The sequence below is a fragment of the Companilactobacillus bobalius genome (assembly GCF_002179915.1).
GTDB lineage: Bacteria > Bacillota > Bacilli > Lactobacillales > Lactobacillaceae > Companilactobacillus > Companilactobacillus bobalius.
Genome location: NZ_MYFM01000001.1, coordinates 111,876 through 133,638, shown reverse-complemented (window position 1 = coordinate 133,638; position 21,763 = coordinate 111,876). Strand labels below are relative to the sequence as shown.

The following is a 21,763-nucleotide window of genomic DNA, read 5'->3' as shown; positions in this document are numbered from 1 at the left end:
TTAGATATAATTACACTTTTATATAAATAGAAGGTTAACCATGACGCTTAAAAATCAAACTAAATTATTGTTCGCCAAAAAATTAGAAGAAATGTTAAAAAACATCCCCATGGATAAAATTCGAATCGTCAATCTCTGCAAAAGATGCGACACCATTCCTCAAACTTTTTATTACCATTTTCATGATAAATATGAATTAGTAGCTTGGATTTTTCTATATGATTTCTCTTTAATTTATGGAGACAAAGAACCGGAATATTCGATTGCCAGTATTAAAAGAAACCTAATTCAAATGGAAAAGCGAAAAACTTTTTACCAACGAACTTATACCGATCACTCTCAAAATTCGATAAATCAATATATTCAGAAATTCAATATAGTTTCGGCTAAAGCAGCCGTAGAAGATTTTTATCAAACTAAATTAACATCTGAACAAGAATATGCTATTAAGTACCACTCGTACGGCAGTATGGGACTATTCAACGAATGGCTCAATAATTTATCTTCTATTACTATAGAAGAATTAGCCACTTTCCAATATCAACACACGCCTGAATTTTTGAAAGCGGCTTATCAAAATTATTCTTTTAGAAATTCAAAAATCTTCAAATAAAAGAACCCTGCTAAATTAGTTAGCAGGGTTCTTTCTTATTGCCTAATTTTATATTTTAGGATGATTCTCAAGCCATTTCTCGAAAAATTCCACTTGAAATTTATTTGCTTCGACACCATACTCGTAAGCCAATGTCTCCGTATCCGTCATTTTACGGCTTGACTTATTGATGTACTTTTCTAAACGTTCACTAAGCAACTCAGTTTCTTCTTTTTCTTTTCGAACATAATCTTCGATTATCTCTCGTAGCTGATCTGGTTCCATATAGTCACCAAACATCAAACGAGCCAGAAAATCAGATTTTTTTATTTGCCTTTCAACTGGAGAACTTAAATATTCAGTAAACTCTTCTTTTCCCTTTTGAGTAATAGTGTAAAGATTTTTATCTGGTTTTCCATCTTGTGGAACGACCTCTTTAGTAACTTTTCCTTCTTTTTCTAATTTGCGAAGTACTGGATAAACCATTCCCGATGAACTATCGAAAAAGAAGGCAAAACTTGTTTGAAACATTTGAGTTATATCATATCCAGTTTGTGGTGATCTCATTAAAATTCCTAGCACAATTTGTCGACTCTTCACGATGATCTAGCTCCTCTTCATTAATAATTTTAGACTAACACACGGATTAAAATTAATCATTAATATCTCTCTTACTCTTCATTAATATTTTTTTATATTCATCACGTTTATAAAATAACAAACAGACTGGTATAAACATTATTGTAAATGGTAATGCCATAAAATAGAGGCTCAAAAATGCCTTACTGATTAAATGGTTAGCATTTTTACTGATTTTATTAGCATCTCGATTGATTATTCGATTATCCTTTTTTACCATTTCCTTAATTTCATTAGTAACTTCAGATGTAATCTGTTCTTTAACCTGTTCTCCTTGTTGATCCGACAACTGACTAATTTTAGCCTTTCTTAATGCCTCAGCAACATTGGCTTGAATTAATCGCTGTTCCTTAGTTTCAGATATTCCTTTTTCATCATTTCCATTTGTTTTGGCATCACTAGATTCAAAATGGCTATGAGTTACCTTTAACATGTCTTTTTTAGAAGTTGATGTTAATTCACTTGTACTAATCAGCTTCTAAGCGTCAGTCCAAGCATTTTCCTTAGCTTTGCTGACATTAGTTGTCAACATAGATACAAAAATTGCCACTGCAATTATATTACCAATTTGTCGTAACACTCCCATGACACTTTGAGATGCCGACAATTTTTCTCCTTTGAAATCAGATGCCGCTAAAACCGTTATGGGTCCAATCACGGTCCCGTAACCAAAACCTATTAAGATTAATCCCAAAAGGATTTGCCAATAATATTCAGAATTAACAGATCCTAAAACAGCGTATCCCATTGACATACTTAAGAATCCAATAAAAATTATTAATCTCGGTCCAAATTTTTCTACTATTATTCCTGTTATTGGGGATACTAAGAATATCATTAGTGATGCTGGTGTTATTAGTAAAGCAGCGATCAATTCAGTCTTTCCTTGTACTTGTGTAAAAAACGTTGGCATAATAACCATTACAGCTACTAATAAAAGCCCTGCTAAAACTACTGTTAATGCCGAGCCAGAAAATTGTCGATTCTTAAACAAATCTAGTCGGATCATAGGATCAGTGACTCTTTTTTCGATAATAATAAATATTATAAAACTGACAATTGTTATTAACGTTAAAGAAATAATTCGATAATTCATCCATCCCCAATCATTTCCTTGTGTTAACCCCAAAGCTAATGAAAACAATGTCACCATCAAAGATATCATGCCACCAACATCAATTTTGGCATCAATCTTTTTCTCATGACTCAATGGCAATTGTAAAATAACACCGACAATTGCTAAAACCACTAACGGTAAATTGATGTAGAACACCCAACGCCATCCCATGAATTGGGTAACCACACCACCAATTGTTGGTCCCAAGGTTGCTGCTAATCCTTGTGTCAATCCAATTGTTAAAAGTGCTTTACTACGATGTTTTTGATCAATCGTATCAATGGCAATCGTCATACTAGTTGGAAAAACAATTGCTGCACCAATACTTTGAATACCACGGCCAATGATTAAAACAGTTGGGACGTTTGCTATTCCTGAAACAAAGGACCCACTTGCAAAAATTAATAACCCTACTAAATAAATTTTATTCCGTCCCCAAATATCTGCCAATCTTGATAAAGGAATTGTTAAAGCTGCGAAAGTAATAGTATAAATGTTTAACGCCCAAGACAAACTTGTCAAAGGAACATTCATACTAGATTGAATTGCCGGTAAAGCAATATTCATAACTGTTGTATCAAGCATACACAGAAAAGTTCCAATACACATTGTCAAAATTAATAATATTTGTTTTATTTTCATCTTTATTCTCTTTTCATATTAACAAGTATAATATCAATTGATGTTCATACTATAATTGTTAATACTATACTTGTCAATATGAAAAATTAATTGCATAAAATATATCACACAAAAAAGGAGTAGTTATAACCATTTAGGTTACAACTACTCCTTTTAGATACCTTTGATACTTTGTCGTTCTTCTATACGAGTTGGAATCATCTGTTGAAGGTGTGCCAACTTCTTATGCTTCTTTATATCTTCAATTCTTTGTACTCCACTCTTGCCCATTTCAAAGAAATTTTGAGAAACACTTGTCAATTGTGGCTGTACGATCCTACACATTTCTGTACCGTCAATACTTACGATAGATAAATCTTCAGGAACATTCAATCCTAAATTTCTAGCTTTATTCAATAGACCAATTGCCACCATATCACTGACAGCAACAATACCAGTCAAGTCAGTATCTTTTCCATATTGATCCATCGCCTTTTCGCCAGATAGATAACTGTAATCACCAGTCTGTATCCAATCTTCTTTTGAAACAATACCAGCTTCATCTAAAGCTCTCTTATAACCCTTTAATCTTAAACGACCTGTATAGGGATATTTATCAATTCCAGCTAGGCCAATTTTTCGATGACCTTTATCAATTAATAATTTTGTTGCTTTATAACCAACTTCTTCATCATCTGAACTGATGAAAGGCCTTTTATCATCAAAAGCCATTGATAAGAAGCAATAAGGAATTTGTGATTCTTTCAATAATTTCAGATTATCTTCTCCAAGCGCTATCGAAAGTAATAATATTCCCATCACGGGTCTTTCAATGACCGTTAATAGAGCTCTTTTTTGTTCATCAGAATCGGCACTTCCGGCATAAACTACTATCAAATCATAACCATGCTTTAGTGCTTCTTCTTGAATTCCATCAATTATTTCCCCAGCAAAATTGGTTTTTACAGAACTAACTACTGCTGCAATTACGTTACTTTCTCTTTTTACCAGCTCAACGGCCGCTTGATTTTTTTTATATCCTAATTCCTCTGCGGCTTTTTTTACCTTCTCAGCCGTCAAAGAATTATAATACTTAGTCTTATTAGACAAAACCCGAGAGACAGTGGACGGTGCTACTCCAACTTTATTTGCAATATCTTTTATTGTCGCTGACATTCATCCACCCTCTTTGTATTTGCTTACAACAATATTTTAATCGTTTACTTCACTTTTGAATAGTGAATTTTTACTATTTACCTTCATGGACAATAGCTACTGAAAAGCCACCAATTACCATAGCTACAAATCCAATAATCATCATCATGCTTTGGCTACTACCGACCATTGGGAAGATAACGAAACTTGCTAATGAACCAATAATTTGTGGTAAACAAACCGCAATATTGAATAATCCTAAGTATGATCCATTATTTTTACCATCTAATGATGTTGTTAACATAGTAAATGGCAATGTATTAATAGTAAAGTTACCAATTCCATATAATGCAAAGGCAATCAATGCAATCCACTGACTATGCGTAGTGGCAACAATAATGATACTGATAGCGTCAGCAAACAATCCTACTGAATACCATAATTTACGTTGATTAGCTTTTGTTTTGGCATAAAATAGTCCCCAGATCAAAGCTGCAACACTATAAAAGGCTGTCATAACACCATACCAATTACCAGCTGCTTGGAATCCGGCAGATGCTGGATTAGTTGTGTGCCAAATATTATTGGCCATGGCACCTGTTGCGTATGTCCAAGTGTACATAATACCGATCCAACTAAATAATTGAACTACTGATAATTCCCAAAATGCTCTTGGAGCTTTCTTCAATAATTTCCATAAACTTGGTGTAACTTTTTGTGCATCTGACTTAATCTTATGATACTTAGCATATGTTTCAGGATTATATTCCTTAACATTGAGAATTGTTACCACACTAGTAATCAATAACATAGCGGCACCAATTAAATATGCCCAAATAACAGTTAATGGAACTTGTCCTTTAGCAGCAGTATTTGCGATACCCATTTTTGTAAGTATAAATGGTAACAAGGCTGCTAAAATACCACCGGCATAACTAAATATTTGTTGCCATGACCAAGCAAGGTTCTTTTGATCTTCGTTAACCATATCTCCGGCTAACATTTTGTATGGTGCTAAACAAACATTACTAAATAAATCCATTAATGCAATCGCTATAGCCGCATAAATCAGTGCTGTCATTGATCCATATCCGAATCCAAATGATCCGGTAAATGGTAGTAATACCATAACAACAACCGTTATCGGAGCACCTACAATTAAGTAGGGAATTCTTCTGCCCCAGCGAGTCCAAGTACTGTCAGAATACTTACCTAATAATGGTTGAACAAACATCCCTAATAGTGGTGGCAACAAGAAGAACCATCCCAAACTATTAGGATTAACACCAATTGTTTGAGTAATTCTACTCATTTGTGAACCTTGCAATGTAAACGCCATATTGACACCAATACAACCAAAGGTCATTGCAAGGATTGTCTTCATTGGCAACTTTGGCAAAGCATTATCGAAGCCTAATGATTTTTCTTTTTTCTTAGCCGAAGTTGTTTTTACTTTTTCTGTTGACTCCATATCTAGTTCCTTCTATCTTATTAAAATTGATAAACTTTTGCTTCATATGGACGCAATGTATCACCTTGAGAATCGGCATAATTGCTAATTAGTATCTTGGCATCTTCTGGAACATCAAAATGTCTCTTTAGTTTTTTATCCGTATAATTTAGTACTACCAACAATGTTGTATCATTATCTTTTCTAGTGTAAGCATATACGTCAGGATCATTTTGATTGTCTTTAACCAAAGCATAACTACCATCAACCATGACAGGTAATTCATGGCGTAGCTTAATTATCTTTTGATAATAGTAGAATATTGAATCCGGATCAGTCAAAGCTTTCTTTACATTAATTTCTTTATATTGTTTATTAATGTGTTCCCATGGTGTGCCGTCTGAGAATCCAGCATTATTGCTGTCATCCCATTGCATTGGAGTTCTAGCATTATCACGACTGTGCATTCCCATATACTTCAACATTGTTTTCCCATCTAGAAGATGTTGTTCATCGACTATTTGGTGATATGCATTAATACTATCAAGATCCACGTAATCACTTAATTTATCAAAGTAAGCATTTGTCATTCCAATTTCCTCTCCTTCAAATACGAAAGGAGTTCCCTGCTGGAAATGAAGCATAGTTGCTAACATCTTGGCACTTAAAACACGTTTCTCTTCAGTACTATCGTCACCAAAACGTGAAACAACTCTTGGTTGATCGTGATTATTCCAATATAATGAATTCCAAGCTTTACCAGCTAATGCTGTTTGCCATTTCGTCAAATTCTCACGAAGATCAGTAAGTGACGTCTTTTTATCGGACCAACGTCCCAGTGCTGGATTGGAATTGCTATCTAAACCCACATGTTCAAATTGGAAAACCATATCCAATTCTTTGCCATCTAGGTTGGAATATTTTTTAGCCTCGTCCGTTGTAACTGCTGGCGCTTCACCAACCGTAACCATCTTATGTTTGCTCATGACATTTTGATTCATTTCTTGTAAAAATTCGTGAATTCGATGTCCATTGGCAACGACTGGTTCTGGATTTCCATATAATTCATCAGGTGCTTTCTTAACATCAGGTAATCCTTCTGGCTTAGAAATGTAATTGATAACATCCATTCTGAAACCATCTACCCCTTTATCAGCCCACCAGTTCATCATGTCATAAACGGAATGACGAACATTTTTGTTTTCCCAATTCAAGTCGGGTTGTTGTGGAGCAAACAAGTGTAGATAATACTGACCAGTTTGTTCATCATATTTCCATGCTGGTCCTGTAAAGAATGAACCCCAATTATTTGGTGCTTTTCCATCTTTACCATCACGCCAAATATAATAATCACGATATGGATTATCTTTACCCTTCCGGGATTCTTGGAACCATTTATGTTCATCTGATGTATGATTGACAACTAAATCCATCATAATCTTCAAGCCTAATTTGTGAGCCTTGCTGAGTAATTTATCAAAGTCTTCCATGTTACCAAAATCAGGATTAATTGCTCTATAATCCGAAATATCATAACCATTGTCGACTTGAGGTGATTTATAAATAGGACTCAACCACACAATATCGACGCCTAGCTTTTTAATATAATCTAATCGTTTAGTAATACCTGGTAAATCTCCAATTCCATCGCCGTTACTATCTTGATAACTAGCTGGGTATACTTGATATACAACTGCATTTTGCCACCATTTATTCAAAATCAATCATCCTCGCTTTAATTATTTTAGCAAAGCAAACGTTTGCGTAATTTAATGTAAGCCCTTGCAGATATTTTGTCAAGCAAACGTTTGCGTAAAAAGACAATTTTAAAACTAAAATAGCCCACGGTGCTTAGCCGCGAGCTATTATTTATTTTATAAAAATAATTTTATCTAGTAATTTGAATTCAATAGAATTTCTCGTATCACGTTACCATGGGTAAAAACATGAATCAGTGTATAAACATTACTCCCCAAAATAGAACAATGGCTAACAAAACAATCACCCAAGGATTCTTCGACAAAAAATCCCAAAAATTCATTTTGCCATATTTTCTGACATACTTATTATGAATCGGATCAAACGTGAATTCATTTGGATCAATCTTTGAATTCTCCTGCTTTCCTAAAACCAAAGCATCTAAGCTAACATTAAATATATCAGATAACTTAACTAAGTTATTCATATCAGGTGTCGACTCACCTGACTCCCACTTCGAAATAGCTTGTCTAGTCACATACAATTTACCGGCCAACTCATCTTGGGTAATTCCACGATCAGTTCTATATTTCTTTAATTGATTTGAAAACTCAATCATCTTCAATCCCGCCCTCTACACAAATTTCATCTTCATAATTATATTTTCGTATAGCCGTTAACCATAAACAAGCAAAAAATCAATCATATTTGCGTTTAAAAATCATTAACTAGCGCAACTTTAGTTTGCGGAACTAATTATTGATGCTGATAAATCAGACTTTGATGGTTTGCTTTCTAAGTTGCACCATGCATAACGTCGTTACAATATCATTTATCTAATTTAAAAAAATATATCCATATTAATTTATATTAAATTGACCCTGTCATCATTCTTATAATAAAGCGATAATACTTGTAATAAATTATTAGGAGTCTCTATGCGTAAATCAAGTCTATTTATTTTAACCTTTATTTTATTTTTTATTTCTGGGTGTAGTATTGCTAAACATAAGTCCACTTCCTATGATATTAAAACGAACACCAAAAAAATCATCAATGCTGATTCCAAAACTTGGATTTTCAACGAAGCCATTAATTCTAAACAAACCAGATTTGGAGTTTCCGGCAAAATGGATACTTCCGTCGTAACTAAAGCCAATGATTTAGATTTATGGACTACTTCAAAAGGTGAATTCAAATCTATTGCTACAGGATACAAACAAACATCTTTCTCCGAATGGAAGAAACTATCACGTAAACAATATATGGAATCATACCAAAAAAAGCTTCACTATATGTCTGTCAAACAAGTTAATGAAGCTCTGAAAGCTCTAGGTGCTAAATTCGAAATTAGTAAGATGACTGATCTTATTTTTCTAAAACCTGAAATTGGTGATTTAATGCTAAATCAGGCATTTGTTGCTAAAGGTCACAAACTATATGCCATTGATATTCAATACATGGATGTTGAGCAAACCACCACTATTGAACGTGGTAAATCCTTTGTTGACACCCAAAACAAAAAATCAGCTAAACATTTAGATGTAAGCAATCTTAATGGAACTTGGATTGCTCCTGAAACAACGACTAGTGCCAATGATTCTGGAAAGCTTTTAGTAAAGGATGGTTACCTTTATCAACACCGTTATAGTAGTTTTGAACGTTCAGCTATTCAGGATTTGAGTAAATATTCACTAATCTCTTTAAATCAAAATTCAACTTATGCCTTACAAAAAAGAGAAGCTGCTCAAGCTGGGTATCAGTTATCACGTGACACTGTCGCTAGTGGTGATAGTCTTGGTTATTTATATCTCTTTACTAACAAAAAAGAATTGATCCGAATCGGCGCTGGTCAAACAACAAAATACCAAAAAACAAGTGACACTATTTCTTCAACTGATCTACCACAAAACCAAGTCGATATTTTCACTAGAGTTGATACTGCCAATCCTAAAAATGCTGCTTCAACCATAACTACTAAAGCGGGTCCCTCTGTTGTCGGTATTAGTTCCAGTATTAAATATTTAACTGATTCTGAGGCTGGTCAAATTATCAACGAACAAGTAGCCCAATAAACTGTCAAAGGACACATAATCCGTAAATAGATTATGTGTCCTTTTCGTCTAATTACTGTTTATGATATGAAAAGTATCGTTTACGACAAAATGCATTAATTACCTATTCGTTGCATAAAATATATATGGAAAGGGTGATTAATGGAACTGGATTTTATCGACCTCTAAGTTATCATTTATTGTCTAAGAATTATTAAAGAAATGAAAGATTTATCATTATCCAACTATATTTCACCTAAAATCATAGACATAAAGGGTAAGTTACAGGGTCACCTATTTATTTTTTAGAAATTATATTTTTCACATTAAGGGGATACAAAAATGAATAAGAAAAGAATCATCTTAGCTTCAACACTAGCTGTTTTAATAGCACCAACAGTTTTAGGAAACATTTCAAATAATACAACCACTCCAGTTCAAGCTGCCACAACTACTACAGACAATACCATTAAAAATCCAATTGGTACTGTTGATTATGGTGGTGCCTACACCGTTGATGCCAATGGTAAGCAAACAAGTCTCTTCCTTTCTGGTAAATCATCTTGGAAATTAGGTAAATCTGTTCTTATCAATGGACAAAGATATTATGAAGTTGCTACTAACAATTACATTAGTTCCGAACACATTACTCTTACTGATGGTATGCCCGTTGTAAATCCAACTATGGTTAAACCAGCTGTTGATAATCAAATCGGTACTTTGAGCTATGCCGTTAAATTAGTTGATGCTCAAGGAAATCCAACTGGTAGAACTTTACCTGCCGGCTCATCTTGGAGATTAGGCAACATGTACAATATTGGCATGAATACCTACTATCAAGTTGGAAATAACGAATATGCACTTGAAAATGGCATTAAAACAAGCATTGCTAAGCCTGCTAACAACCAAAGCAACACTAACACAAGTACTGATACTAACGCTTCAGGTCAAATTGGTACGGTAACTTACCCTGCACAAATTGTAGACGAAACTGGTCATTTATCTGGAGTAACTCTACCTGTTGGTTCTTCTTGGAAGTTAGGCAAAGTTATCGGTATTGGTATGAATAACTATTATCAAGTTGCTACTAATGAATACGTACCTGTTAAAAATATTCAGGTCAAAGGTACTTCAAATACCGTTGGACAAAGTACCCCTGTAAATACAACTATCAATTTGTACAGTGCTTCATACATTCTTGATGATAATGGTAATAATACTGGTAAAACTCTACCAGCTGGCTCTTCATGGCATACTGATCAGAAAAAGACAATGAATCATTATATCTATTATCGTGTCGCAACTAATCAATGGGTAACTAACGGTGGCTATGAAGGCAGTTCCAATAGTATCTACTCCAACGGTCCTATTACCATTACTCTAAATAAAGATATTACACTGTATGACACTTCAACTAACTCGTTAACTAGAACACTTCCAAAAGGTAGTTCTTGGAGAGTTAACCGCTCCGTTCAAAATAGTAAGGGTCAATACTTTGTTCAAGTTTCAACTAACGAATGGCTCCCCTTCAATGACGGATCGATTCAAGATTATGCTGGTGGTAATACAATTGTAAGTGGCTTAAAGTATGCTGCTGCGATTGAACCAACTTTTGCTACTGACGTAATTAAATAGTTTTTAACACACTATGAAAAACAGCATCTTTTTAGAAAACTCAATACACTCTGTATGTATTAAGCAATCAAAATTGATGTTGTTTTTTATTTTGAACTGAAATAAATGCCCTCGGTATCATTTTTCCATATGTTAAGATATTACGAGTACACAAATAAAAATTAAGTTGGTGATCTTTTGCAAACAAATTATAAAGGAAACGTATTTTTTGATCTAGACGGAACCCTACTAAATAACCAATCTCAAGTCGAAGATTCAGTTGCTTCTGCTGTTCGTCAGTTAAAGGAAAATGATTATTTACCTGTTATCTGTACTGGACGTGCGCCTATTGAAATTGAAGCAGCCACAAGTGTTACTGGTATTGATACTTACGTTACCTTAAACGGTGCCTTGGTCGAATCTCAAGGTAAAACCATTTATAGCAATGATATTAAACCTGACGTAATCAAAAATATAATAGATATGGCTCATAAAAATGGCGATTCCCTCTTTATGCATGCACACACTAGAAACTCTTTGAGTGCTCAAACGCCCTTTATTAAAGAGTTCTTTCATGCACTAAAACTAGAAATTCCTGAAATTGATCCTGATTTCTACAAGAAAGACGCTATTCCAATGTTCGTTGTCATTACTGATGATGACGGTAAAAAATATCAAAAAGAATTTCCTGAACTTCAAATCTATAATACTGGCTACCATTCGCTCGATACAGTTGCCAAAGGTGTCTCTAAAATGAGCGGTATCAAACACTTACTTGAAGAATTAAATATGAAAGATAAAACAGTCTATGCTTTTGGTGATGGTGCTAATGATATTCCAATGATTGAATTTGCTGACTACGGTATTGCAATGGCAAATGGCATTAATGAAGTTAAAGACATCGCGACTTACATTACTACTGAAAACATTAATGGTGGCATCGTGAAAGGTTTAAAGCATTTCAATCTGATTTAATTCGTAATCAATTTTGTGACAATCAAAACAACTAATGCCAATACTAAAGTAATAATTGTTGATCCAACTATCATCAAAAGCTGCTCTTTCCAATAACCTTTTTGACTCTTTAACCTTTCTTCAGGATTAAGGCTCTTATTCTCTGTAAAGGCTACAATTTCTTTAAAGGTCTTAATATTGTGTCTCTTCTTAATTAGCTCCACTTTAATAGAAGCCCCCATACCGATTGCTAATAAGACAATGGTTATACCAAGGCCCCACCATGACAAAGTGTAGGTCAGTGGAATTCCAACCACTACTCCTAAAATTAGAAAGATTAGCATGACGCCCGTCCAAACATCCATAGTATGATTATCGATTTCTTTTCGCATAACTCCGACATCCCCTTTTATCAGTTCATCTATAGAGATATGGAATAATGTACTCAAAATAAGTAGATTCTCAATATCGGGATAACTCTTGTTATTCTCCCAATTAGAAATTGTTTGCCGAGAAACATAAATCTTATCAGCTAATTCTTCTTGGGAAAAGTTAAATTGCTTTCGATATTTTCTGATTTGCTCATGTACTTTCATTAACTCCTACCTCCTTAATTATTTAGATTAAACTGTCGGGAGTTATTCCACTATCAAAGTTATTTGACATCGACCATTTTAAAGACATAACGGTGTTATATTATTTTAATCGAAACTAAAAAATAGAGATAGGAATTTTTTCAATTCCTACCTCCATTTTTTGATTACAAAACAAATTTATTGATAACTTCAGCCAAAGCATCATGATTATTGTCAGCTTCTGTTATGTATTTAGCGACCTCTTTGACACTATCAATTCCGTTAGCAACACTAACTGGCAAACCAACAGCTTTAAGCATTGGTAAATCATTACTATTATCACCCGCAGCAATAATTTCTTCTGGTTTAATACCTAATAATTCACCTAATTGAACTGAAGCACTACCTTTGTCGATTCCGGCTGGGTTGAATTCAACATAGCGATCTGATGAATAAGTTACAGCCAAGTTCTTAGGATCAACTTTTGCTTCAACGTCAGCACGCATTTGTTTACGTTCAGGCATTGTTGGTAGAGCCATAATAACTTTCATAATGTTGTCATCTTTGAATTGATCAAAATCAGCATTTTTCATCTCTTGGAAACTAACACCGCGATTCTTCAAATAAGCTGAATCTTCAGGAACTGGATTATAAATGTAAAGCTTATCTTGTGTATATACGTGTGTAGCGGCCTTTTTATTGGCTGCTCCCGCTTCAAAAACAGTCTTAGCAACTTCAAATGGCATCGCATTAATAGCTATAGGACGATTATCCTTATTTTCCAAAATCAATCCACCATTATAAGAAATTGAATATTGGTTAGGTTGATTTCTTAAGTGCATTGTCTCTAAATCATTTTGGAAAGAAGTATAGCTTCGACCTGAATTAGGAACAAAATAAACTCCCTTAGCTGCAGCAGCTTGAATGGCCTCTGCATTCTTAGCAGACAAACTACCATCATCATTCATTAAAGTTTCGTCTAAATCACAAACAATCATTTTATACATATTTTTAAATCCCTCTCAGTTATAAGCTTACCTATTCACTCTATCGAAGTGAGTAAGTAAAAGCAAACGCTTTCCTAAAAAATGGGAGTCAAATTACCAAATATTCAGACGTTGTGTTTTATCCAACCACATGCCATCTGTTTTTTTAATATCAAAAGCTTTATATAAATCATCCATATCCTGCGCAATAATATTACAACGTAAGGGTGCTGGTGAATGCACATCTACCGACAAAAGCATCTCATTAACCTGTTTAGTTGACTTAATTCGCCAATTAAGCGCCCAATTAACAAAAAACACTTTACAATTAAAATTTGGTTGTGCTTTAGCTACTTCCAAAGCACAGGCCAATCCCCCGACGTCAGCAATATTTTCACTCACTACCAAAGCTCCATTAACCTTTTTACCCATATATGAAATACCGTCAAACTGATCAATCATCTTCTGAGTTAAACTTTGAAAATTTTCATAATCCCTTGAAGTCCACCAGTTCTTCATATTCCCTAGTTCATCGAATTTAGCGCCATTGTTATCAAAAGCATGTGAAATTTCATGCGCTATTACCGAGCCTATTCCACCATAATTTTGACTAACGGTTTGTTTCAAATTATAAAATGGTCTTTGGAGTATGGCCGCCGGGAACGTTATATCATTGGCTGAGGGATTATAACTTGCATTAACTTCATAACCAGACATATTCCATTTGGCTCTATCAAAGGGCTTATAATATTGTTCAAACATATTTTGGATTTCTAAAATTCTTAAATGACGAACATTTTCATATAATGATTTTCCAGTATCAATAATGAATTTATTGTAAAGTGAATCAAGTTTTTCCGGATAGCCTATTTTAACGATCATCTTATCTAATTTTAATATAGCATTTCTCTTAGTAGCCTCACTCAACCATTCATTCTGTGCCAATCTCTTTTTATATGTATCAATAATTTTAGCAACCATACTAAGAACATCCTTCTTAGCACCTTTACCAAAATGCTTTTTTCCATAAAAAATACCAATTGGTTCACTAAAAAGACTGGTAGTTAAGCGACAAGCATACTTTTCACGCTTCTCTACACCGTTAACCCCCATCAATGCACTTTTGTATTGACTAATAATCTGCCGACTAGGTTCATCAATCAAATCGGCATTCTTCATTAAAAAGCTAACTAGCATCCATGCCTTAACTTCATCAAATGTATCATCATTAACCAATTCATTAAAATGATTAAAGTAACGTGGTTCCCCAATAATTATTTGTTTTGGTTCATCACCAATTAAATTCTTAATTATTGCTTGTAAATCTATGTAATTCGATTTTTTACCAAAATCTATAAAAGAGACAGGGTTATAAATATTAGGATAATCTGCCCATTCTTCCGGATTCTTAACCATTGGCAATAATCTGCGATCAAATTTTAGGGCCTTCTCAACCGTTTGAGAAACAAATGTATCATCATATCCTAACTTGATCAGTAAATCTTTAGCCGCTTGGGAATATAAATCCAGTAATCGCTTACCGATTGAATTACCGGCATCATAATAAGTTTTATCTGGCAAAATCAATTTAGCCCCGGCAGCATAAAATGACTTCTGAGAATTGTCTTTCATATTTTCATGAACTTCTATAATTAAGGGCAAAATAAAATCATTTTCAATAAAAAAATTTAATTCACTACTCAAATCATTCAAATCATTCATATTATTTATTTTTTCTAAATCATTCTTAATAACGTTGGATTTTTTTAATTCCAATGCCATTTCATATAATTTAACTGCCTGGAGTATAACTTTATCTTGAATGCGTTCAGTTCCTGACAAGAAACCATTCAGATCACTTCTTAAACTCTTTTCAACATTAAAGAATAAATTGGGAAAGGTACCCACACGTGGGTAATCCTTAGGTATAACTGCCTTTCTTAACCAATGACCATTGACTGCTAAATATAAATCATCTTTAAGGCTAGTTGATTCGGTACTAATTATGTTACCGGCTCCTCCAATTATATTGCTTCTTAACACCTGATTCACCTTCGCTTAAACTAATTTTGTTATATTATATCATCAAATTAGGAATAAAATAGTACAAATTTTAGGAATAATTAATTTAATTAACATTTCTCTAATAAATATTATTAGGTAAACTTAAAAAATAAAGTATAATTGGTATATGCCTAAATAATTCAAAATTATAAATTGAAACATAATTATATTAACACAAAGAAAGCCCAGTATAGTAACCATTTTTAATGATCACTACACTGAGCTTTTTTAACACTGCAAAACAATTGGTCTAGTCTTTTAATTTTACTAAAAATTCAATTATGATACTTATTTATTCTGACCGATACTACCGCTAGCCAATAACATCATCATCTGAATAGTAGCTGGATAATAATTATTTGTCGGTATTTCAGCTGTTAAATATTTTGTATAATTATGTTTTAATTTCTGATCAGAAAGTACTTGAGATGCATAAGCCACTGGAGCTGTAAAAGCGATATTAGTATAAGCCTCGACTGCCTTACCATTTAAAGTATAAACTGCCGTAATTTTCTTCTTTGATGCAAAGAAATCACACATTTTTTGAGCGATGGCTTTACTTGTCTGACTATGATTCAATTGATAATCATAAGCCACTCGCCACGGTATTCGACAGGCATTAAATCCATACTGGGCATCATACTGAGATGCTACTTGGTTAGCCTTAACACTACCTAATTTCAATTGTTTACCTTTAACAGTAACAAAATCAGCCATCAAACCAGTTTTATGTTGATTGCTCAATTTTTTTAAGGCATTCTGACTACTTTGAACTACTCTTGTCCAACTGCCATCTTTAGTATAACTGGCAAACTTACGGAAATAAGCCGTCATTAAATCAGATGTTCTAACCAAATCAGCTGATTTACTGGCAGTTGCCCAATCACCAACTCGTGGCAAATTCGTCGTAGGATTGATCTCATATTTCTTAATAGCACTCAACAGCTGATTAGCCAATTGATTATATTTCAAATCACCTTTACTGCCCCACTTCTCATCTGCCAAAATCAGAGCATAAGCAATATCCAAATCACCGTCAGTCGCACTAGTTTGTTCTGCCTTAGTGCTGAGCATTTTGCCATCTTTTTGATTTTGACGCCATGACATCAAAGGATTATCCGTACTAATCTGGTGGGCTAAATAATAACGAGTTAACTGATCAAACGATTTTTGACTCCCAAAGCCTTGTTTAGCTGCCATAACAGTAATCAGCATCCCATAACCCTGAGCCTCAGAAAGAGTCTGTGCTTTCTTAGCAGTATTAGTCTTAACATACCTTTGTTGACCAGAACCTTTTAAATAAGCTTTCTTCCAAGTACGATAACGAGACTTAATAGTTGCCGTACTAACATTCGAGGTACTCTGTGGTGACTGAGTATTATAAATTGCGGTTCCAATTGCGAAAGCAACCAAAATAATCAGTCCACTAAGCAGCCACTGATACTTATGTTCCTTCAAATTACTTTTCCCCCATTAAAATCTTTGTGTCTTATACCATTGCGTATGACGTTTACCAGTAATTTTATCTCGTAAAATGGCCCAAAAGGCTGCAATTGAAACGATGATAAATAGTTGCGCATAGGTAAAGTATGAGACTAACGTATAGAAGAAATTCTTCACCGTCTCTTGTCCATAATCACTTGCTAAGGCAATATTCATCTGTAACAAATATAGGAAAAACATCATTAGCCAGTTAACCATAAATAGAACTGATAGCGGTGTTCCCAGCGATACCAATTGATGAACTTGTGGAAAGATAGTCTGCACTCCCGCTAAGATCATATTCAAAATAAAAATCGTATTTGAAATAATAATTGCGGCATTGAACCAGAAAAATGTACAAACATAATAGAAAACTTCCAATTTGATTCGCCAAGATGTGCGATCAAACAGATGCTTTAAATTATCCAAAATGACCTCATAATTACCACGAGCCCAACGTTTACGTTGATTGTAATAAGCAAAAAGCGTTTCAGGTTCTTGTTGGAAAGCTTCAGCTCGATGTGCCAAAGCAATCAATTTTCCAGAACGCATTAAACTAAACGAAATAGCAGTATCTTCTGTTAAGGCACCATTATTCCAACCACCAATCGATTGAACTATTTTCTTATTGATAATGAAATTGGTTCCCGGTATTCGACCAATTTTAAAAAGCTGCCAAAGACCTGTATGTTGAATTCTTTGTGTATTGACGATCTCCAAGTTAATACAGCGAGTTAAGAAATTTTGCTGGTAATTACGTGTCTTGTTACGACCAAATGCCGCAGCATAACGTTCAGGATTCTCTAAAACCTTCTGAACTAGAAAATAAAGTGCATTCTTTTCTGGTGCCGCGTCAGCATCGTAAACACCCAAATACTCACCTGTCGACACTTTTAAGGCATCATTTAGGACTCCAGCTTTCCCACCAGTACCAGTTCTTTCAATAACTCGAAAATTATGATTCTTAAACTCTTTGATCTGTTTTAATTCACGAACTCTATCAGCTGTATGATCATTACAATTGTCGGCATAGACTAACAGTTCAAACCGATCAAGTGGATAATTTAGACGCAAAATTGATTGTACTGTATCTTGAATTACCAATTCCTCATTATGAGCTGGTACTACTAAAGTTACCCTTGGATAACGTTTTAATGGCGGTAAATTATCAATATTAGTATGCTGTAAATGTTTGAAAATAAAAATTACCCCACCACTTAAAGTAACTACGGTCATAAAAATCGATAACCAAATGGTAATTATTGCGATGACATATAAATTATCGATCATGCTGTTTATCCTCCGTATTAAAACGACGGATAGTTAACTTAAAGATTTGCCACCAACTGATCGATAAGATAACAATGACAATTCCAAAAATAATTGTAACTACTAAACTGAATGAAAAGAGCCAATTTAAGCTTCCTAAGACCATCTAATTCTCCCTCAGAGATATTCTTTAACGATATCTGTTTCTGCACTACGTTCCAATTGTGTCAACGTATCCTCAACATTACGATTCTTAACTCTATCTTGACTAGAATAAGTTATTTGTCCCATTCTTAACACCAACGCGTTTCTAGCCAATCCAAATTCTTCAGCAATATCATCAATGTGACTCTTAATTTTTTTCTTCATAATTGGTGCATTATCAGCACCCAACATTGGTGATAAGATAACAAATCTACCAGCACCAATATAGTACAAATGATCAACCGTAAATAACATTCCATTCAAATGTTCTGCAGTTGCTCGTAACAAACGATTGAATTTTTGATTACCCAAGAATTAACTATGTTTTCAAGAAAATCTATTTTGACCATCGTTAAAGTAAAACGATAATCTTCTTCATGATAGAAGACTAGTTTCAACTCTCTAGCAACAGCAATATTTAAGGCTCGTGCATTCAAAGCGCCCGTAATCACTTCCAAATCAGGTTTTTCCTGTTGTAACTGTGCTAATTCAGCAGCCAAAGCTTTCCGCTTCAATAATTGGTGATCTAATAAATACATTAAGTAGGTAGTTAATGGTGTAATTGTCAATAAAGCAACCGCTGGCCACAAGTACAATTCTCTAGTATAGGGAATCATCAACATTAATCCTCCAGCACACATGCTGACAAATGACAGAACACTTCCTAAGATAATGTATGTTGTCCGTCCCAAAAGTAATCCTAAAATGAATACTAACGATACAATCAAGAAGTTCAACCATGATCCATCAATGACACTTAAGTACAATAAGGTATACTGATAAATCAATATCAGGAGCATCCCCACAAAGACCATGTTGTCGACTGATTTAAACTTCATTCACTCATCCTCATTTATAAAAATATTTATCAATTCATTCCAATCAATCTAGTTAACAATAATTATTAGGCATTGTCAAAATGATTGTCTACCACATTTGGAAAAAATTGACCTACTAAAAATAACTTTAATTTTCTATTTTTTGAACCACTTCATTTATTATAAAACAAAAGCCAACCACAACAATAGTTTTGTGGTTGGCTTATTAATTTATCCGTATCCATTAAATTCTTTCGAACCAAGTTAGACCTGCTTGCGTAGCACTCCATTCAATACCTTCACACTTAGAATTGATTCTTCTGGCTTCATAGTATAAATCAATCAAAGCTTTAGGAAAGTTCTCACTGTCTTTCATATACTCACTAGCAATGTATTTACATATTAATGAAGAAATTTGATCAATATTCTGTTGATTTTTTAATTCGTTAATAAATTGACCAAGTACTTTTTTTAATTTCGTCCATCTTTCAACCTCAAGACCATTGTAAGCATCCTCTAATCGATCCAAAAGTTTTAAATCTATCTCTCTTAATTCTCTTTGTTTTTCCGTCTTATTCATTCGTATATTTCCCCATTAGAATATATTTTTCGAACAAAAAATTTGAATACATTCTAATTATTGTTGTTGATATACATTAATAGCAATGAATACACTAATTGAATTTTTCATATATTTTAAATATAGATTAATCGTTATTTTATTTGTATTGTTTTTCTTTAAAAATAAATATGGTCAAAAATCCACATACGATAAAAGGCAATTCCCATTTATATAACTTTAAAAATGCATCTGTTAATTGATTATGAATATGTTGCTTCACATCCTTAAAGATGCCTTTCAATTCATGATTGATAGTTTTAACTTTATTCTGTGTTGCTATTAAAACTTTTTGATACAATTGTTGCTTAATTTTCGTTGGCAAAATTATACCAGCATCGGATTTAGTACCGATAATGATTTTCGTTTGAGTTTTTGCCAATTTAACTGTTTGATCAGTTCCTATCTGTGGTAGTTTGATACTTTGTGAATTAATTTGACTGGTACTATCATTTTCTTTAACTCTATTAATCATTTTATTTTGTACTGTCTTAGGTAACTTGGAATCCTCTATTCTATCAGTCGCATAAGAATGAACATTTTGTTTGGCCGAATCAATATTGCCATCTAATAATGATAGAAAGAGTGCAATACCAATAATCACACCAATATTTCTAACAACATTCAGTACGTTTTGTGCTGCCGTCAATTCTGTTCCTTCTAGGCTACCTACTGCAATCGACATGGCAGGCCCAGCTATTGAACCAATGCCTAAGCCCAATAAGATATCAACTAAGTAAAGTTGATTATAACTATTTTTCAAATTTAAATGACCCATAAAATATACTGCGATGCCTAAAATAATAATACCGAATCCTACTAATACCCTGCTGTTAACTTTCCCCACCAATTTGGTTGCGATTGGAGTTGAGAACAATAACGTAATTGACATGGGAGTAATTAATAAAGCAGCATGAAGTTCTGAAACACCAATAACTTTAGTTAAAAAGGTTGGAATGATGCCAATAAAACTAGCCATAACAATAAAGGTAATCAAAATTACTACGTTAGCACCAACATAATTGCGATTCTTAAACAATTTCAATGGAATAATAGGCTCACTACTATGTTGCTCATGATAAAGAAAAATCATGAATAATAGTAAGGACGAAACCAAACAACCAATGGTTTCAAAGCTGATCCAACCCCAATTTTTACCTTCTACTAACGATAAAGTTAACAAGAATAAAAATCCAGCAATTAAAATTGTTCCACTGAGATCAATCTTAATTTTCTTAACCTCTTCATTCTTCATTGAAAGTAACAGTAAATTCATTGTTAAAACAATTGCTACTAATGGAATATTAATTAAAAAGACCCAGTGCCAACCAAAATATTGAGAAATAAAACCACCAATTGTAGGTCCAAGTGCGGCACCTAAAGCTTGTGTAGCAGCAAAGATAGCAATTATTTTATTACGTCTATCTTTTTCAACTTGTCTGAAGCCTAAAATCATCCCTGACGGTAACATTATTGCTGCACCAATACTTTGAACTGAACGGCCTATTAATAATACATTCAAGGATGAAGCTAAACCACTAATCATTGATCCAATAGCGAATACTATCAAAGCTATATTCAATAACTTGACATGTCCAACAATATCGCCAATTCGACCAAATGGAATTAAAAAGGAAGCAAATAGAATTGTATAGATATTAATAGCCCAAGATAAATCGGTTAAAGATACGTGCAATCCTGATTGAATTTCCGGAATAGCGATATTCATAATATTTGTATCCAAAATTACTAAGAAACCTATAACCGATAAAGTTAAGATAATCAGTTTCTTTTTCATTGTCATAATATTCACCTTCAAGTCTTTATGCTGTAACTTATGTATTTTTTTGAT

21 protein-coding genes are annotated in these 21,763 nt (G+C 33.6%); 4 read left to right on the top strand and 17 right to left on the bottom strand.

The genetic code is table 11. From position 1 onward, the window contains the following. The first annotated feature begins 40 nt into the window (after positions 1-40). Positions 41-613 carry a TetR/AcrR family transcriptional regulator C-terminal domain-containing protein gene (locus tag LKACC16343_RS00665; protein ID WP_056952732.1) on the top strand — a complete coding sequence of 191 codons (573 nt, stop codon included), beginning with the start codon at positions 41-43 and terminating at the stop codon, positions 611-613. Positions 614-661: 48 nt separating this feature from the next. On the opposite strand, the gene LKACC16343_RS00660 is transcribed toward LKACC16343_RS00665, so the two are convergent. From LKACC16343_RS00660 to LKACC16343_RS00635, 7 genes are all read right to left on the bottom strand, one after another. Next, positions 662-1,192: a PadR family transcriptional regulator gene (locus LKACC16343_RS00660; RefSeq protein ID WP_025086134.1), complete on the bottom strand. Its 531-nt coding sequence runs from the start codon at positions 1,190-1,192 to the stop codon at positions 662-664. A gap of 52 nt (positions 1,193-1,244) precedes the next feature. Further along, positions 1,245-1,664 (bottom strand): hypothetical protein, encoded by a 420-nt coding sequence (locus LKACC16343_RS14455; protein WP_056952734.1) that lies wholly within the window; start codon positions 1,662-1,664, stop codon positions 1,245-1,247. 45 nt (positions 1,665-1,709) lie between these two features. After that, complete coding sequence (locus LKACC16343_RS00655; protein ID WP_056952735.1) at positions 1,710-2,990, bottom strand: MFS transporter; 1,281 nt, start codon at positions 2,988-2,990, stop codon at positions 1,710-1,712. A 153-nt stretch (positions 2,991-3,143) separates the two neighbouring features. Further along, positions 3,144-4,145: a LacI family DNA-binding transcriptional regulator gene (locus LKACC16343_RS00650; RefSeq protein ID WP_056952736.1), complete on the bottom strand. Its 1,002-nt coding sequence runs from the start codon at positions 4,143-4,145 to the stop codon at positions 3,144-3,146. A 73-nt stretch (positions 4,146-4,218) separates the two neighbouring features. Then, complete coding sequence (locus tag LKACC16343_RS00645; protein WP_056952738.1) at positions 4,219-5,595, bottom strand: SLC45 family MFS transporter; 1,377 nt, start codon at positions 5,593-5,595, stop codon at positions 4,219-4,221. A gap of 20 nt (positions 5,596-5,615) precedes the next feature. Next, complete coding sequence (locus tag LKACC16343_RS00640) at positions 5,616-7,292, bottom strand: glycoside hydrolase family 13 protein (protein ID WP_087721241.1); 1,677 nt, start codon at positions 7,290-7,292, stop codon at positions 5,616-5,618. Positions 7,293-7,525: 233 nt separating this feature from the next. Further along, positions 7,526-7,891: a helix-turn-helix domain-containing protein gene (locus LKACC16343_RS00635; protein WP_056952996.1), complete on the bottom strand. Its 366-nt coding sequence runs from the start codon at positions 7,889-7,891 to the stop codon at positions 7,526-7,528. A gap of 319 nt (positions 7,892-8,210) precedes the next feature. On the opposite strand from LKACC16343_RS00635, the gene LKACC16343_RS00630 reads away from it, so the two are divergent. The 3 genes from LKACC16343_RS00630 to LKACC16343_RS00620 all read left to right on the top strand — a co-directional run bounded on the left by LKACC16343_RS00630 (position 8,211) and on the right by LKACC16343_RS00620 (position 11,915). Then, on the top strand, positions 8,211-9,347 hold the full coding sequence (locus LKACC16343_RS00630; protein WP_056952740.1) for a hypothetical protein: 1,137 nt from the start codon (positions 8,211-8,213) through the stop codon (positions 9,345-9,347). 321 nt (positions 9,348-9,668) lie between these two features. Further along, a complete protein-coding gene (locus LKACC16343_RS00625) occupies positions 9,669-10,961 on the top strand; it encodes an SLAP domain-containing protein (protein ID WP_056952741.1) in 1,293 nt (430 codons plus the stop codon). 177 nt (positions 10,962-11,138) lie between these two features. After that, on the top strand, positions 11,139-11,915 hold the full coding sequence (locus LKACC16343_RS00620) for a Cof-type HAD-IIB family hydrolase (RefSeq protein ID WP_056952742.1): 777 nt from the start codon (positions 11,139-11,141) through the stop codon (positions 11,913-11,915). On the opposite strand, the gene LKACC16343_RS00615 is transcribed toward LKACC16343_RS00620, so the two are convergent. The 10 genes from LKACC16343_RS00615 to LKACC16343_RS00575 form a co-directional block, all read right to left on the bottom strand. After that, a complete protein-coding gene (locus tag LKACC16343_RS00615) occupies positions 11,912-12,490 on the bottom strand; it encodes a helix-turn-helix transcriptional regulator (RefSeq protein ID WP_056952744.1) in 579 nt (192 codons plus the stop codon). The two genes, LKACC16343_RS00620 and LKACC16343_RS00615, sit on opposite strands and share 4 nt — an antisense overlap. Positions 12,491-12,654: 164 nt before the next feature. Then, a complete protein-coding gene (locus tag LKACC16343_RS00610) occupies positions 12,655-13,476 on the bottom strand; it encodes a Cof-type HAD-IIB family hydrolase (RefSeq protein WP_056952746.1) in 822 nt (273 codons plus the stop codon). A 93-nt stretch (positions 13,477-13,569) separates the two neighbouring features. Beyond that, positions 13,570-15,498 carry a M13 family metallopeptidase gene (locus LKACC16343_RS00605; RefSeq protein WP_056952748.1) on the bottom strand — a complete coding sequence of 643 codons (1,929 nt, stop codon included), beginning with the start codon at positions 15,496-15,498 and terminating at the stop codon, positions 13,570-13,572. A 309-nt stretch (positions 15,499-15,807) separates the two neighbouring features. After that, on the bottom strand, positions 15,808-16,977 hold the full coding sequence (locus tag LKACC16343_RS00600; RefSeq protein ID WP_056952749.1) for a family 8 glycosyl hydrolase: 1,170 nt from the start codon (positions 16,975-16,977) through the stop codon (positions 15,808-15,810). Between the two features lie 15 nt (positions 16,978-16,992). Then, complete coding sequence (locus LKACC16343_RS00595) at positions 16,993-18,291, bottom strand: glycosyltransferase family 2 protein (RefSeq protein WP_056952751.1); 1,299 nt, start codon at positions 18,289-18,291, stop codon at positions 16,993-16,995. After that, the gene (locus LKACC16343_RS14225; RefSeq protein WP_156638756.1) at positions 18,281-18,436 is read right to left on the bottom strand and encodes a hypothetical protein; all 156 of its coding nucleotides are present in this window, start codon (positions 18,434-18,436) and stop codon (positions 18,281-18,283) included. Before LKACC16343_RS14225 ends, LKACC16343_RS00595 begins: the two co-directional genes overlap by 11 nt. 11 nt (positions 18,437-18,447) lie before the next feature. Next, on the bottom strand, positions 18,448-18,738 hold the full coding sequence (locus LKACC16343_RS00590) for a hypothetical protein (RefSeq protein WP_056952753.1): 291 nt from the start codon (positions 18,736-18,738) through the stop codon (positions 18,448-18,450). Continuing rightward, positions 18,735-19,313: a hypothetical protein gene (locus tag LKACC16343_RS00585; protein ID WP_056952755.1), complete on the bottom strand. Its 579-nt coding sequence runs from the start codon at positions 19,311-19,313 to the stop codon at positions 18,735-18,737. The genes LKACC16343_RS00590 and LKACC16343_RS00585 overlap by 4 nt, the downstream gene beginning before the upstream one ends. Positions 19,314-19,536: 223 nt before the next feature. Then, positions 19,537-19,872: a bacteriocin immunity protein gene (locus tag LKACC16343_RS00580; RefSeq protein ID WP_056952757.1), complete on the bottom strand. Its 336-nt coding sequence runs from the start codon at positions 19,870-19,872 to the stop codon at positions 19,537-19,539. Between the two features lie 139 nt (positions 19,873-20,011). Continuing rightward, positions 20,012-21,715: an MFS transporter gene (locus LKACC16343_RS00575; protein ID WP_056952759.1), complete on the bottom strand. Its 1,704-nt coding sequence runs from the start codon at positions 21,713-21,715 to the stop codon at positions 20,012-20,014. Positions 21,716-21,763: the final 48 nt, after the last annotated feature.

Coding starts and splice junctions, on each gene's coding strand:
- LKACC16343_RS00665 (WP_056952732.1), top strand. CDS start 41: ATGACGCTTAAAAATCAAACTAAATTATTGTTCGCCAAAAAATTAGAA.
- LKACC16343_RS00625 (WP_056952741.1), top strand. CDS start 9,669: ATGAATAAGAAAAGAATCATCTTAGCTTCAACACTAGCTGTTTTAATA.
- LKACC16343_RS00615 (WP_056952744.1), bottom strand. CDS start 12,490: ATGAAAGTACATGAGCAAATCAGAAAATATCGAAAGCAATTTAACTTT.
- LKACC16343_RS14225 (WP_156638756.1), bottom strand. CDS start 18,436: ATGGTCTTAGGAAGCTTAAATTGGCTCTTTTCATTCAGTTTAGTAGTT.
- LKACC16343_RS00630 (WP_056952740.1), top strand. CDS start 8,211: ATGCGTAAATCAAGTCTATTTATTTTAACCTTTATTTTATTTTTTATT.
- LKACC16343_RS00635 (WP_056952996.1), bottom strand. CDS start 7,891: ATGATTGAGTTTTCAAATCAATTAAAGAAATATAGAACTGATCGTGGA.
- LKACC16343_RS00650 (WP_056952736.1), bottom strand. CDS start 4,145: ATGTCAGCGACAATAAAAGATATTGCAAATAAAGTTGGAGTAGCACCG.
- LKACC16343_RS14455 (WP_056952734.1), bottom strand. CDS start 1,664: ATGTTAAAGGTAACTCATAGCCATTTTGAATCTAGTGATGCCAAAACA.
- LKACC16343_RS00580 (WP_056952757.1), bottom strand. CDS start 19,872: ATGAATAAGACGGAAAAACAAAGAGAATTAAGAGAGATAGATTTAAAA.
- LKACC16343_RS00645 (WP_056952738.1), bottom strand. CDS start 5,595: ATGGAGTCAACAGAAAAAGTAAAAACAACTTCGGCTAAGAAAAAAGAA.
- LKACC16343_RS00655 (WP_056952735.1), bottom strand. CDS start 2,990: ATGAAAATAAAACAAATATTATTAATTTTGACAATGTGTATTGGAACT.
- LKACC16343_RS00595 (WP_056952751.1), bottom strand. CDS start 18,291: ATGATCGATAATTTATATGTCATCGCAATAATTACCATTTGGTTATCG.
- LKACC16343_RS00575 (WP_056952759.1), bottom strand. CDS start 21,715: ATGACAATGAAAAAGAAACTGATTATCTTAACTTTATCGGTTATAGGT.
- LKACC16343_RS00610 (WP_056952746.1), bottom strand. CDS start 13,476: ATGTATAAAATGATTGTTTGTGATTTAGACGAAACTTTAATGAATGAT.
- LKACC16343_RS00585 (WP_056952755.1), bottom strand. CDS start 19,313: ATGAAGTTTAAATCAGTCGACAACATGGTCTTTGTGGGGATGCTCCTG.